The organism is Pseudofrankia coriaricola (assembly GCF_032027725.1).
GTDB lineage: Bacteria > Actinomycetota > Actinomycetes > Frankiales > Frankiaceae > Pseudofrankia.
In genome coordinates this window covers 131,143-144,001 of sequence record NZ_JASNFO010000039.1, presented here as the reverse complement: position 1 = coordinate 144,001, position 12,859 = coordinate 131,143, and the positions used below count along the sequence as shown (strand labels likewise).

The window sequence follows — 12,859 nt, the reverse complement described above, 5'->3', positions numbered from 1 at the left end:
CCCCGGATGCCAGATGCCAGGCCGGGAGGACATCACGGATGTCGCATTACGCGCGATGTGCGAGGCGACGATCTCAGCAACGGCCGCCGCTCCGCTCCAACTCACCTGGCCGCGGCGGCTCCACGCCCCGGGAGCGTCTTCCCGCGAGGGCCAGCCGTCGGCCCCGTCAGTCGGGTTTGTCGGCTGGGAAGTGCCAGCGGGCGGTGGTGTCCTGCCGTTGGAGCGCATTCAGGCGGAGTGCGAGTTCGGGCGCTGTTGGCACCATCGAACAGCGCTACGCGGTCAGGCGGTGCAGCCCTGCTCGATCATGATGAGGGCGGCGGTGCCGGCGGTCATCAGCTCGGCGGTGAACTCCGGGCCTAGCCGGCCGTCGATCGCGGCCTGCTGGACGGCGCGCGACATGGCGCGGCTGACGCCGACCAGCGCGGTCGCGAGCACCCAGGGGCGCAGGTCGAGAGGCCCCACGACGAGTTCGGCCGCGACGAGTTCGGCGAGGGCGGCGGTGGACCGCTCCGCCTCCTGGCGCTCCCGCGCCTGCAGCGCAGGACTCTCGCGGATCACCCGGGCCACGACGGCCAGTTGCTCTCGCGCGCCCGGGTCGGGGGCGACGAGCAGGCCGCGCGGCTGGAGCAGGAACTCCCGGAACGCCGCCGGCACGGAGACCCCCGGGCGGCGGTCGCGGACCGCCCCCAGCAGAGCGGCGTGGAAGGCCGCCATGCCGTCGTAGATCAGGTCTTCCTTGGTCGGGAAGTAGTTGAAGACCGTCGCCGGCGACACCTCGGCCCGCTGCGCGATCTCGGTGACGGGCACCGCCTCGAAGCCCCGCTCGGCGAACAGCGCCACCGCGGCCTCGACGATCCGCTGCCGCCTCGCCAGCTTCTGGCGCTCGCGGAGGCCCACCTCGGTCATGGGATCACCCTACCCCCTTGCTTTGGCGTCGCACAAAATTTAGAGTCACGATAAAGTTAGTTCGACACCAAGGAGACACTGACACCATGCTGACAAAGATCACGTCCCGTCCGGCCGGGCCACGGCCCGCGCACGACGCGACGGCTCCGGCCCCTCCCGACTCGACAACCCCCGCTCCCGCTCCCGCGGCCGCGGCCGCGAACGGGGGAAAGGCCACCGCCGAGCTGACGGCCCCCACCGCGCGGGGCGCGACGACCGACCCGGCCGCCGACCCGGCCATCGACCTGACGACGAAGGCTCGGCGGCGGGAGCGGCCCGCGCCGCTGGACCGAGGCGCGCGCACCGTCGTCGCGCTCGTCGTGCTCGGCGCCATCACCACGGTTCTGGACGCGACGATCGTCAGCGTCGCCCTCGACCGGCTGGCGGGCGACTTCGCCGTCGGGCTGACCACCGTCCAGTGGGTGATGACCGGCTACCTGCTGGCGCTCGCCGCGGTCATCCCGGTCACCGGCTGGGCGGTCGACCGGTTCGGCGCGAAGCCGGTCTGGCTGGTCGCCGTCGGGACGTTCACCGCCGGCTCGCTGGCATGCGGCCTCGCCTGGTCGGCGCCCAGCCTGATCGCGTTCCGGGTGCTGCAGGGCGTCGGCGGCGGGATGGTGTTCCCCGTCGGGATGACGATGGTCGCCAGGGCCGTGGGGCACGAGCGGATGGGCCGGGCGATGGCGGTCGTGGGCATCCCGATGATGCTCGGGCCGATCCTGGGCCCGGTCGTCGGCGGTGTGCTCGTCTCGGCCGCCGACTGGCGGTGGATCTTCTTCCTGAACCTGCCGATCGGCGTCGCCTGCCTGCTGTGGTCCGCCCGCGCGCTTGAGCCGCAGCCGGGCAGCCGCGCCCAGCGCCTGGACGCCGTCGGCCTCGGCCTGCTCTCCCCAGGACTGGTCGCGCTGGTCTACGGTGTCACCTCGATCGCCGGCGACACGGACGGGATCGGCGCCGCCGCGCTGGCCTGGATCGGCGCCGGCGTCGCCCTGCTGGTGGCGTTCGCGGTCCGCGCGCCTCGCGTCGCGGCGCCGCTACTGGACCTGCGCCACTTCACCGCCCGCGGCTTCACTCTCGCCGCCCTGGTCCAGGTCGTCAGCGTCGGCGCGCTGACCGGCGCGATGTTCCTGCTGCCGCTGTACTACCTGCAGGTCCGCGGCGCCTCGGCGCTGGAGACCGGCCTGCTGCTCGCTCCGCAGGGCGTGGGCGCGGCCGTGTCGCAGGCGCTCACCGGCCGCCTGGTCGACCGGGGCCGCGGCCGTCTCGTGGTCCTCGCCGGGACCACGCTGCTGACGCTCGGATTCGTCGGCTACGCCCTGGCCGGGAGCGCGGGGAACGACCTGGTCCTGCTGCCCGCGCAGGTCATGCTCGGCCTCGGCGCCGGCTGCCTGTTCGCCCCGACGAGCGCGGCCGCGTACGCCACGCTCGACCGGGCCGCGATCGCCCGCGCGACCACCCTGCTGAGCATCCTCCAGCGGACCGGCGGCGTCGTCGCCACCGCCGTGTTCGCCGTCGCCCTGCAGCACCAGCTGTCGGGAACAGCCGACCGCGCCCATGCGTTCAGCGTCACGTTCTGGTGGCCAGCCGTGCTGGCCGCCGTCGCCCTGGTCCCGGCCCTGGGGCTGAAGGCCCCCGCGGCGAGGCCGAAGGGAGCGCGGAAGTGAGCATCGAACTCAACCACACGATCGTCTGGTCGTCCGACCGGGACGCCACCGCCACCTTCCTCACCGAGATCCTCGGCCTGCCGGACGCGCCGATCTACGGGCCGTTCCGCGTCGTACAGGTCGCCGGCGTCAGCCTGGACGTCGGCCAGGCCACCGGCGAGGTCCACCCGCAGCACTACGCCTTCCTCGTGGGCGACCGGGAGTTCGACGAGATCTTCGGCCGCGTCCGCGACCGCGGCCTGACCTGGTGGGCCGACCCGATGCGCACCCGCCCCGGCGAGATCAACCACCACGACGGCGGCCGCGGCGTCTACTGGGAAAGCCCCGACCGGCACATCCTGGAGATCATCACCGTCCCCTACGGCGGCCCGGCCGCGTGAGCCGAACGGCGAACCGGTCACCCGGACGGGGTCCGCGATCTTCGCGGGCCCCTTCCCTCGTCGCCGGACTGGTTCCAGGCGACCCGTCGTACATCTCCCTGGTCCCGGTCGACACGACCAGCGGCTCCAGGAATGAAGCCGTCGGCCTGGCCCAGCACCCAACGGACGCCGAGGCTTCCACGGTGCAGGAGAGACCCCGTGGCCGGGGCCGCTGGGCCGCGAGAAGCGGTTAGGAGCCGACCATCGCGACCGAGACGTCCCAGAGGCGGGCGGCGGACTCCTGGTCGAGGGCGTGGGGGGCGACGCCGAAGCGGTCGCCGGGACCGGCGACCGTGGCCTCGTCGCAGTCCTCGAAGTACCGGCCGCCGACACCCTCGAGCAGCGGGGAGGAGGCGACCAGGACGGAGGTCGCCGCGCCCTGCGCGACGCTCTTGGGAGCTCCCGGCTTACGCACGGCGTCGCCGCCACCCGCGCCACCGGCACCGGCGGGATCCGCGGCGGTGGAGCCGCCGGACTCCTGAGCTTCCTTGGCGGCCACGGCGGCGGCCGAGCCGATACTGATCCGCTTCAGCTCCTCCCGGGAGAGGTAGCGGCCGAGGTTGGTGGCGATGGTGCCGGGGTGCACGGCGTTGGCGGTGATGCCGTCGTCGGCCCAGCGACGGTTCGCCTCGACGGCGAACAGCACGTTCGCCGTCTTCGACTGGCCGTAGGCGACCCAGGGGTTGTACTCGCTGGCCGTGAAGTGGATGTCGTCGAAGAGCACCGGCGAGCGCAGGTGCGCGGCGGAGCTCACGGCCACGACCCGGGCGCCGCCGGCCGCCGCGAGCGCGCCGCGCAGGCCGGTGGTGAGCGTGAAGTGGCCCAGGTGGTTGGTGGCGAACTGCCGCTCCCAGCCCTCCGCGGTGCGCACGAGCGGCGAGGCCATGATCCCGGCGTTGTTGACCAGGATGTGCAGCGGGCCGTCCCAGGCGGCGACGAACGCGCGCACGGACGCCTGCTCGGTCAGGTCGAGCGGGGCGACGGCGACGTCCTTGTTCCCGGTGGCCGCGACGATGTCGGCGGCGATGCGCTCCCCCGCCGCGGTGTCGCGCACCGCGAGGGTGACGGCGGCGCCCGCGCCGGCGAGCACGCGCGCGGTCTCGGTGCCGATGCCGGAGGAGGCACCCGTGACGACGGCGTGCCGGCCGGCGAGATCGACCCCGGCCGCCACCTCGGCCGCGGTCGACCTCGCGCCGAAGGGGGTCACAATCCTCGTTCCCGTCATCGCCGATCCCATCCGTCTCGTGTGCGCTCCGACGGGCGGGGCCGGCACGGGACAGGCCCGCGGCGGGATCCCCCGCCCGGGCGACGACCCTAGACGCGCCCACCAGCTCGGCGCAACTCGCTCTCATAGCCTGGTAGGCACTATTCATTTAATGAGAGCGATGCTCTCGTGGCCGGAGGCCAGCGGCCCGACGGAGCCGGCGGGAGCCGGCGGGAGCCCGACGGAAGCGGCCAGGCGGGGCGTTTCCGCCCCGGCCTGGAACGGCGTGGAACCTAGGAGATCACGTCCAGGGGACCTGTCGGCGTGGGAACTGGCTCAGAGTCAACCGGTGGCGAGCTCGGCCAGGGTCGCCGCGACCTGCGTCGGGGTGGGCATCTCGGCGATCTGCTCGGCCACGCCCTTCGACTTCTCGGCGTAGCCGGCGTCGTCAAGCAGCTCGCGAGCCTCGGCGAGCACGGACTCGACGCCCAGCCGGTCGGGCATCAGCATCCGGCCGGCGCCGATCCCGGCCAGGGTGAACGAGTTGATGAACTGGTCGGAGCTCTGCGGCAGCGCGAGCTGCGGCACACCGTGGGCCAGCGCGGTCAGCAGCGAGCCCGACCCGCCGTGGTGGATGAGCAGGTCGCAGGCGGGCAGCACGAGCGACAGCGGCTGCCAGCCGACGTCGACCACTCCGTCCGGCAGCGTGCCGAGCCGTTCGGCGAACGCGGGTTCCACCCCGACGACGACCTCCGCGCCGAGTGCGGGCAGCCCGGCGGCGAGCTCGCCGAGCACGGCGACGAAGTCGCGGAACCGCATGTGCGGCACCAGGCTGCCGAAGGTGAGCAGGATGCGCGGCCCGCTCCGCTTGGCCAGCGCCCAGTCGGGCAGCACGCCCGGTCCGTTGTACGGCACGTAGCGGGCGGGCAGGCCGTCGGGGTCCTCCTCGCCGGCGATGCTCGCCGGGACGACCTTCACCACCGCGTCCGGTTCCGGCAGGCCGTCGAGGCCGAGCTCGGCGAGCTCGCCGGCCAGCTCCTGCGCGGTGAACGGCAGGCTGCGCGGCAGCGAGGTGATACCCCAGTTGTGGCGCACCCAGGGGATGCCGCGCAGGGCGGCGACCAGCGGGCCGGCGATCTCGCTCGGCTCGGCGACGACCAGGTCGGGACGCCAGCCGTCGATGAGCGCCTCGGTCGCCGGCAGGGTGCGGGCCGCGAGCCGGCCCCACGCCTTGCCGCCGGAGACCATCAGCTCGTCCGGGGTCGCGGGCGGCGGCACGGGGCGGCCCTCGCGGTCCACCATCATGATCTCGGTGAGGCCGAGCGGTGGCCCGGTGACGGCGACGGGGAGACCGGCGGAGGTGACCGCGTCGACGAGGCTCGCCGGCGTGGCGACCAGGACCTCGTGCCCGGCGGAGCGGAAGGCGTGCGCGAGCGGGACCATCGGATAGAAGTGGCCGTGCATCGGAACGGTGGTGAACAGCACCCGCATCGGGTTCCCCTAGTTGATCTCGGTGGTGGTCAGCTGGCCTCCCCCACCGATTGGCCAGTGGACGGCTCGGCGCCCGTCGGCGCCCGTCGGCGCGCTCGGCGCCCGGAGCACGCGGCAGCCAGTCGGCGGGGACCCGTGGACAAGTCAGCGTAGAAGGACGGATCGGACGGAAGAGCGGAAGGACGGAACGGAGAGAACGGTCGGAGGGCCAGCGCTGGCGTCAGGGGGCGGTCTCCTTGAGGGGGCCGGTCTTCTCGTAGAGGGGGCCGGTCTCGCCGTAGGCGGCGACCTCCTCGTAGATCACCGGCCGGCGCTCGGGGTCGTGCAGGGAGCGCAGCGGCGACGTGGTGGGCTTGTGACTCGCGTCCTGCTCCCAGGCGACGAAGTCGGCCATGTTGGTCCACTCGCTGACCACGACGAAACGGCTCGGGTCGTGGATCGAGCGCATCAGGTGGTTGCCCAGCAGGCCCGGGGTGCCGACCAGCGCCTCGCTGATCTGGTGGTAGGTCTCCTCGACGGCATCCGGCCTGCCTTCCGGCGCGGCGGCCCAGATCATCACACGTATCTTCATCCCGCGGCCACCGGGGTGCGCGCCGGCTCAGCCGAGGGAGTCATGATGGCGGCCATCGCCGGGGCGGCGGCCGGGCCGGCGCTCGCGGCGCCGGGCAGGAAGGCCAGCAGGGCACCGGTGGCCATGGAGCCGCGGGCCCGCAGCGGGTGCAGGATCTTCCGGTGCTCCAGGTGGCCCGGGGTGGCCTCGAACTCGCGGAACAGCCGCTCGTTCACCCAGTCGCTCACGATGTAGTAGGTGCTCGGCTCGTCGGCCGAGCGGACGAGCCACTGCCCGAGGTTCGCCGGGTGGCCGGTGACCCCGTCGCCGATGCGCAGCCAGGTCTGCTCGAACTCCTCCTCGCGCCCCGGGTGCACGTGCATGGTGAGCATGACCCGGAAGGGCAGGTCGGCGGCCGGTGTCCCGGCGCCGGTGCCTTCGGTCATCTCGGCGTCGTAGTCGCTACGGGCCATCAGATACCTCCGTCGACTGAGTAGTTGGCGCCGTTGACGTAGCTGGAGACGTCGCTGGCCAGGAACAGCACGACCGCGGCGACCTCCTCGGAGGTGCCGAGGCGGCCGAGCGGGATCCGGTTGGTGTAGGCCGCGCGAACCGCGTCGGGCATGCCGTTCGCGTGGTCGGTCTCGGTCAGGCCGGGGGTGACGAGGTTGACCCGGATGCCCTTGGCGCCGAGTTCCTTGGACAGCGACCGGGTCAGGCCGATCAGTCCCGCCTTGGCGGCGGTGTAGTGCGCACGCAGCGGCACCCCCACGACGCCGGCGCCCGAGCCGACGTTGACGACCGCGCCCGAGCCGCCCAACAGCGGCAGCGCGCCCTGGGTGACGAGGTGGGTGGCGGTCAGGTTGGTGGTGAGGACGGCGTTCCAGTCCTCGAGGGACAGCTGGTCGTAGGGGACATGGCTGATCGTGCCGACGTTGTTCACGACGATGTCCAGCCCGCCCAGGTGGGCGCCGGTGGCGTCGAGCAGCGCGGTGATCGCGGCCGGGTCGGCCGCGTCGGCGATCATCACCAGGTGGTTGCCGCTGGTCTCCTTCAGCTCGCGGCGCAGGCTCTCCGCGGCCTCACTCTCCTGCTGGTGGCTCACGACGACGTGGGCGCCGGCGCGGGCCAAGCCGAGGGCGACCGCGCGGCCTATGCCACGGGTCCCACCGGTCACCAGCGCGCGCTTGCCAGCCAGGTCGGCGAACATCGGGCTCCTTGTCTCGGGGTCTGAAGTCATGGAGAGTGCTCCGGGATCGTGATCTCCAGCTGGCCAAAGGGTGCGCGAAAATGTGCTCCTCGCACACCCGGCGGCCCCTTTCCGCAGGGTCATCAGGTGGGACGGCGCAGGACGAGGACGCTGTTGAAGCCGCCGAAGCCGCGGGCGACGACCATCGCCACCCGGGCCGCGCAGGGCCTCGGCTCGCGGACCAGGTCCAGCCCGTAGGCCGGGTCCGGCTCGTCGAGGTTGCCGACGGCGGGCAGCACCCCGTCGCGCAGCGCGAGCAGCGCCGTCGCCACGGCGAGCGCCGAGCCGCCGGCGCACAGCCGCCCGATCAGCCCCTGCGGGGCGGTCACCGCGACCGCGCCCGCGCCGAACACGTCGCGCAGCGCCGCCGCCTCCAGCGCGTCGAGGTCGCGCGAGCCGGCGCCGTCGGCGAAGACGACGTCGACCTCGCCCGGCTCGACGCCCGCGTCCGCGAGCGCCCGGCGCATCGCCGTCGCGAGCCACGCCGGGCTGTCGGCCGGGCGGCTGTGATGGTGGGCGTCGTGCGTGGCGGCGTAGCCCGCGATCTCGCCGTAGACCTTCGGCGCGCCCCGCTCGGCGGCGGCGGCCGGGTGCTCGACGAGCAGCGTCGCCCCGCCCTCGCCGGGCAGGTAGCCGTTGGCGCGCACGTCGAACGGCTTGTACGCCGCCCGCGGGTCGCGGGCGGCACTGACACGGCCGCTGGAGAGGTGGCAGGTCAGCGCGTACGGCGTCAGGCCCGACTCGGCGGCGCCGGCGAGCACGCTCGCCGTGCCGCGACGGATCGTGCGCCTGGCCTGCGCCAGGCTGTCGATGCCGCCGGTGCCGTCGGCGACGACGACCCCGCTGGGGCCCTTCAGGCCGTGGCGGATCGAGGTCTGGCCGGTGGTCGCCGCGTAGAACCAGGCGATCGACTGGTAGACCGACACCGCGGTGCGGCCCCGGGTGTGCAGGCGGGACAGCTCCTTCTGGCCGAAGTCGTTGCCCCCCGAGCCGGCCCCGAAGATCACCGACGTCTCGTAGGGGTCCCGCGTCGCCGGGTCGTAGCCGGCGTCGGCGAGCGCGAGCCGGCTCGCCGCCATGCCGAACCACGTCCACCGGTCGGTCTGCACGATGAACCGGTTGTCCAGGTGGTCGACCGGGTCGAAGTCCGGCACCTGGCCGGCGAGCCGGGCAGGATAGGCGGACGCGTCGAACCGGGTGATCTGGGTGATCGCCAGCTCGCCGCGCAGGGTCGCCGCCCAGAACTCCTCGACGCCGACGCCGCCCGGGGCGATCACACCGAGCCCGGTGATGACCGGCCGCGCCAGCGGCGCCGTCTCCTCCCCCGCGGCCCGGCCCGTGCCCGGCGTGAGAACCGTGCCCGCGGTCATGCCGCCCGCCCCGGCGCGGTGAGCACGATCGCGGACTGGAAGCCGCCGAAGCCGCTCCCGACCGAGAGCGCCACGTCCACCCGGTGGTCGCGGGCGATGTTGGGCACGTAGTCCAGGTCGCACTCCGGGTCGCGGGTGGCCCAGTTCGCGGTCGGCGGGACGACGTCGTGCTCGATCGCCAGGGCGCACGCGGCGAGCTCGATCGAGCCGATCGCGCCGAGCGAGTGCCCGACCATCGACTTCAGCGAGCTGACCGGCACCTGGTAGGCGTGTGCCCCGAGCGACCGTTTGAAGGCGGCCGTCTCGTGCCGGTCGTTCTGCTTGGTGCCCGACCCGTGCGCGTTGACGTAGTCGACGGCGCTCGGGTCCACCCGGGCCTCGTCGAGGGCGAGACGGATCGCCTCGGCCATCTCCCTGCCGTCCGGGCGCAGGCCCGTCATGTGGAAGGCGTTCGAGCGGGACGCGTATCCGCCGACCTCGGCGTAGATGTGCGCGCCGCGGGCCACGGCCCGCTCGTACTCCTCCAGCACCAGGACGGCGCTGCCCTCGCCCATGACGAACCCGTCCCGGCTCGCGTCGAACGGCCTGGAGGCGTGCTCCGGGTCGTCGTTGCGCGCCGAGGTCGCCCGGATCGCGTCGAAGCAGGCGATCGAGATCGGCGACAGCGGGGCGTCGGAGGCACCGGCGATCATGATGTCCGCCTCGCCGTCGACGATCAGCTGATGGGCGTAGCCGACCGCGTCGATGCCGGAGGTGCAGCCGGTCGACACCACGAACGCGGGGCCGTGCGCGCCGAACCTCGTCGCCACCTCGGTGGCCAGGCAGCTGGGGACCAGCGCGTGGTAGAGGAACTGGCTGCCGTAGCGCGGGTCGACCTCCCAGTACCGGCCGCCGTCGCTGACCGCGACGTACTCGTTCTCCAGCCGGGTGGTCGCGCCGACGGCGCTGCCGAGGCTCACCCCGACGACCGGGCCGGCGCCCGGCTCGGCGCCGTCCACGTCCTGGCCGGAGAACTCCAGGCCGGAGTCCGCGACCGCCTCGGCCGCGGCGACCAGCGCGAACTGGACGAACCGGTCGTTACGAGCCACCTCACGCGGACTCAGGCCCGCGACGAGCGGGTCGAAGTCGCACTCGGCCGCGACCTGGGAGCGAAACGGCGTCGGGTCGAAGAGCGACAGCCGCCGCGTCGCCGTGCGGCCGTCGGTGATCATCGCCCAGAACTCCTTGCGGGTGGTGCCGCCCGGCGCCACCACCCCGACGCCGGTGATGGCCGTGCGTCTGCGTGTCATGCGTTGCCCACATGAGGATGGGGCGCCGCCGCCTGCGCGGCGGACAGCTGCTCGGTGTCGACGTGCCCGAGGTCCGGCCGGGGCGCGAGCGGCCCCGAGCAGAAGACGAAGAACGCCTCCTCGGCGCCGTGGTTGACCAGCCGGTGCCGGGTCCCGACGGGGAGGTGGACGCCGCTCTCGGCGGGCAGCAGGTACTCCTCGCCGTCCAGCTGGATCGTCACCTCGCCGCGCACGCAGAAGAGGAACTCCTCCGAGTACGGGTGCCAGTGCTCGGTGACGATCTCGCCGGGCGCGAGCGTCAGAGTGCCCATGAAGCCGGCCTTCGAGCCGACGGTGGCCGGCGAGAGAATCGTGCGGATGTCACCGCCTCGGCGGCGGTTGGCCGGGACGTCGTGGATCGATCTGATCTTCGGAGCCGCGACCGCGGTGGCGGGGGTCACCGGGCGCTCCCGGCGATGGCGGCGGCGGACGCCTGGCGCGCGGCGTTCTCCACCTTCTCCTTGATGACGGCCTGCTCGCGCGGCGTGTTGGTGTTGATGCGCACCACCATTCCGGCGGTGTCGACGGGCGCGGCCGGCTTCATGCGGAAGTCCTGGACCCAGCGCATCCGGGTACCGGTTCCCTCCGGGAAGTACGTCCACTCGATGTGCATGAACTCGAACGGGCCGGTCTCGACGCGATAGGCGCGCACCCGGTGGTTGACCGGGTCGAGGGTGCGCTCGGACACCCAGCTCCACACCTGGCCGTTCTCGTCGGGGTGCATCGTCAGGCGGAACTTGAAGGTGTTGTCCCTGGACTCGAGAATCTCAACGGACGCGTACTCGGTGAACAGGCGGGGCCAGTTCTCCAGGTCGTTGGTGAGCGCCCAGACGGTTTCGATGTCCGCGTCGATCCAGATCGAGTTGTCGGTGTGCCCGTTCACGGGGGTCTCCTCGGGAGTAGGTACTGCCTCAAGGACTGTTGGGCTGGTTTCGCGGGGGCATGGGAGCGTCGGCTGGCGACGCGCCTTTGCCCGCCCGCGGGCGGGCAAAGGCCTGGTAGCGTGCGGTTTTCGGGCTAGCGGGCCGCGAGCGCGAGGTTCACGGCATCCAGGATGTCGGCCAGGGTGTAGCCAGGCGGGGGGTCGGCGGGCAGTTCCACACCGTGGGAGCCGAACACCTCCGACTGCAGCTGCAGGTAGGCCAGCGAGTCCAGGCCGATGTCCTCGAAGGTGACGTCGAGCGTCGCCGGCAGGTCGGACTCGGGAAGACCGGCCTGGGTCACCAGGAAATCGAGCAGAGCGGCGGAGTCCCACTGCTGGGGCACAGTTATCCCTCCTCTAGAGCGTAACTATCCAAGGATTACCACCGACGATGGGCCATGAGTACCAGAACTAGCGGACAATGTCGCCGCCGTCACTTTCCTGCCAACCGGCCGGCCGCCTGGCGAGAGTCCGTGGCGGGTGTGGGACGATAACGCGCGCGCAAAAGCACCCCGCGTGGCCACCGACCGAAAATGGGCAGCTTGATGCCAAGCACCGAGCCAATGCCGAATTCACGGGGACCAGCCCGTGAGAAGCCGTCACGACCGGTCCGCGCGCCCACTTCTCACGTTTGGCGAGAAGGTGCCCGCGGCGGTCGGCACCGGCCGCGGCGGGGCATGCGTGTACGGCCCCGCCCGCACTCGGGCTCCGGATGGTCAGGCCAGGGCCTGGGGCGGTGACGCGGGTGAGTTCCGACACGCGGGCGGCGCAGTGGGAGGGCGGCTGTCACGGGCGCGAGGTCGCGCGGCACCTGGGGTCACGAGGCCTCGGCGTGTGACATGGCCGCGCCGTCGCCGCGGGGCGCGGCGGGAGAACGGCGCTGGCGCCGCGCGCGGCGCCAGCGGGGCTGGCGTCCGGCGGGTCTGGCGCGGGTCAGGCGCCGCGCGGCGGCGGTGGGCCGGCGGCCGACGGCTGATGGCCGCCGCCGGGCACCCTCAACGGACGGAGTCCGCCCTCCAGGTGTAGAAGCTCTTAGCCATCGCGTCGCGCGGGCCGCGCCACGTCGCGGGGTCGTACGCGGTGATGTACTTCGCGAGCTTGGTGTTGACGTCGACGAACAGCGGGTGGTCCCGCACGTCGGCGAGCGGCGCCTGGATGCTCTCCTCCGCCTCGATGAGGTGGAAGTACAGCCCGTGGAAGGCGAACAGCTCCCGGCGCGACACCCCGACAAGGTGCGGCAGCTCCCCGCCGTCGGACTCGGTAAAGACCTCCGCCACGGATTGTTCATCCGATGGATTCATCCGAGCGACGATCAGCGTCCGGTGGCTCACCGCGCACCTCCCGCTGGGCACTGCGCGGGTGTACGCGGTTGGGTTGTCGACACTTTCTCTCCTCACAGCTCTATCTATCGGTCGAGCAGGCCGAGCCGTGAGAACCGCTCCGGTGGCCGGCGGCGCAGGGGCCGAGGCGGCCGTTGCGGCGCTGACGAGGCCGATGTGCTGTTTGGGCCTGGCGCCGCGTCCGGTCCGGATGCGGTGTCTCGCAGGAAGTCTGTGCCCAGTCACCCCGCTTCGTCCGGCGTTCCCGGACGCCTCCCCATGGCAACTAGTTGCGCTGGCACACTGTTGCCACAACTAGTGCACTTAACCCAGCGGTGTTACAACCATCCTTTCTCCAGCCCGGCACCCGCCGGGTCCTGTCTCACGCCGCTCGC

14 protein-coding genes are annotated in these 12,859 nt (G+C 72.8%); 2 read left to right on the top strand and 12 right to left on the bottom strand.

Annotation, left to right across the window (positions count from 1 at the left end; translation table 11 throughout):
* Positions 1–282 precede the first annotated feature (282 nt).
* Positions 283–909: a TetR/AcrR family transcriptional regulator gene (locus tag QOZ89_RS21380; RefSeq protein ID WP_312624782.1), complete on the bottom strand. Its 627-nt coding sequence runs from the start codon at positions 907–909 to the stop codon at positions 283–285.
* 86 nt (positions 910–995) lie between these two features.
* Between QOZ89_RS21380 and QOZ89_RS21375 the strand changes: the two genes are divergently transcribed.
* Together QOZ89_RS21375 and QOZ89_RS21370 are read left to right on the top strand one after the other, a co-directional pair.
* Entirely contained in the window at positions 996–2,612 is a 1,617-nt protein-coding gene (locus tag QOZ89_RS21375) for an MDR family MFS transporter (RefSeq protein ID WP_312624780.1), read from the top strand.
* Positions 2,609–2,992, top strand: coding sequence for a VOC family protein (locus QOZ89_RS21370; protein WP_071052022.1), 384 nt, complete (start codon positions 2,609–2,611; stop codon positions 2,990–2,992). Before QOZ89_RS21375 ends, QOZ89_RS21370 begins: the two co-directional genes overlap by 4 nt.
* Before the next feature lie 229 nt (positions 2,993–3,221).
* On the opposite strand, the gene QOZ89_RS21365 is transcribed toward QOZ89_RS21370, so the two are convergent.
* The 11 genes from QOZ89_RS21365 to QOZ89_RS21315 form a co-directional block, all read right to left on the bottom strand.
* Positions 3,222–4,256, bottom strand: a complete 1,035-nt coding sequence (locus QOZ89_RS21365) for an SDR family NAD(P)-dependent oxidoreductase (protein ID WP_312624775.1) — start codon at positions 4,254–4,256, stop codon at positions 3,222–3,224.
* A 321-nt stretch (positions 4,257–4,577) separates the two neighbouring features.
* Complete coding sequence (locus QOZ89_RS21360; RefSeq protein WP_071052023.1) at positions 4,578–5,726, bottom strand: nucleotide disphospho-sugar-binding domain-containing protein; 1,149 nt, start codon at positions 5,724–5,726, stop codon at positions 4,578–4,580.
* A 220-nt stretch (positions 5,727–5,946) separates the two neighbouring features.
* Positions 5,947–6,297, bottom strand: coding sequence for an antibiotic biosynthesis monooxygenase family protein (locus QOZ89_RS21355; RefSeq protein ID WP_071052024.1), 351 nt, complete (start codon positions 6,295–6,297; stop codon positions 5,947–5,949).
* Positions 6,294–6,749, bottom strand: a complete 456-nt coding sequence (locus QOZ89_RS21350) for an antibiotic biosynthesis monooxygenase (RefSeq protein ID WP_083419489.1) — start codon at positions 6,747–6,749, stop codon at positions 6,294–6,296. Before QOZ89_RS21350 ends, QOZ89_RS21355 begins: the two co-directional genes overlap by 4 nt.
* Positions 6,749–7,486 (bottom strand): SDR family NAD(P)-dependent oxidoreductase, encoded by a 738-nt coding sequence (locus QOZ89_RS21345; RefSeq protein ID WP_312624772.1) that lies wholly within the window; start codon positions 7,484–7,486, stop codon positions 6,749–6,751. Before QOZ89_RS21345 ends, QOZ89_RS21350 begins: the two co-directional genes overlap by 1 nt.
* Before the next feature lie 122 nt (positions 7,487–7,608).
* Positions 7,609–8,895: a beta-ketoacyl synthase N-terminal-like domain-containing protein gene (locus tag QOZ89_RS21340; RefSeq protein ID WP_071052026.1), complete on the bottom strand. Its 1,287-nt coding sequence runs from the start codon at positions 8,893–8,895 to the stop codon at positions 7,609–7,611.
* Positions 8,892–10,184, bottom strand: coding sequence for a beta-ketoacyl-[acyl-carrier-protein] synthase family protein (locus tag QOZ89_RS21335; RefSeq protein WP_071052027.1), 1,293 nt, complete (start codon positions 10,182–10,184; stop codon positions 8,892–8,894). Before QOZ89_RS21335 ends, QOZ89_RS21340 begins: the two co-directional genes overlap by 4 nt.
* Entirely contained in the window at positions 10,181–10,624 is a 444-nt protein-coding gene (locus QOZ89_RS21330; protein ID WP_071052028.1) for a cupin domain-containing protein, read from the bottom strand. The genes QOZ89_RS21335 and QOZ89_RS21330 overlap by 4 nt, the downstream gene beginning before the upstream one ends.
* On the bottom strand, positions 10,621–11,106 hold the full coding sequence (locus QOZ89_RS21325; protein WP_071052029.1) for an SRPBCC family protein: 486 nt from the start codon (positions 11,104–11,106) through the stop codon (positions 10,621–10,623). The genes QOZ89_RS21330 and QOZ89_RS21325 overlap by 4 nt, the downstream gene beginning before the upstream one ends.
* A gap of 134 nt (positions 11,107–11,240) precedes the next feature.
* Positions 11,241–11,489 carry an acyl carrier protein gene (locus QOZ89_RS21320; RefSeq protein ID WP_071052030.1) on the bottom strand — a complete coding sequence of 83 codons (249 nt, stop codon included), beginning with the start codon at positions 11,487–11,489 and terminating at the stop codon, positions 11,241–11,243.
* 651 nt (positions 11,490–12,140) lie between these two features.
* Positions 12,141–12,476 carry a TcmI family type II polyketide cyclase gene (locus tag QOZ89_RS21315; RefSeq protein WP_198543473.1) on the bottom strand — a complete coding sequence of 112 codons (336 nt, stop codon included), beginning with the start codon at positions 12,474–12,476 and terminating at the stop codon, positions 12,141–12,143.
* Positions 12,477–12,859: the final 383 nt, after the last annotated feature.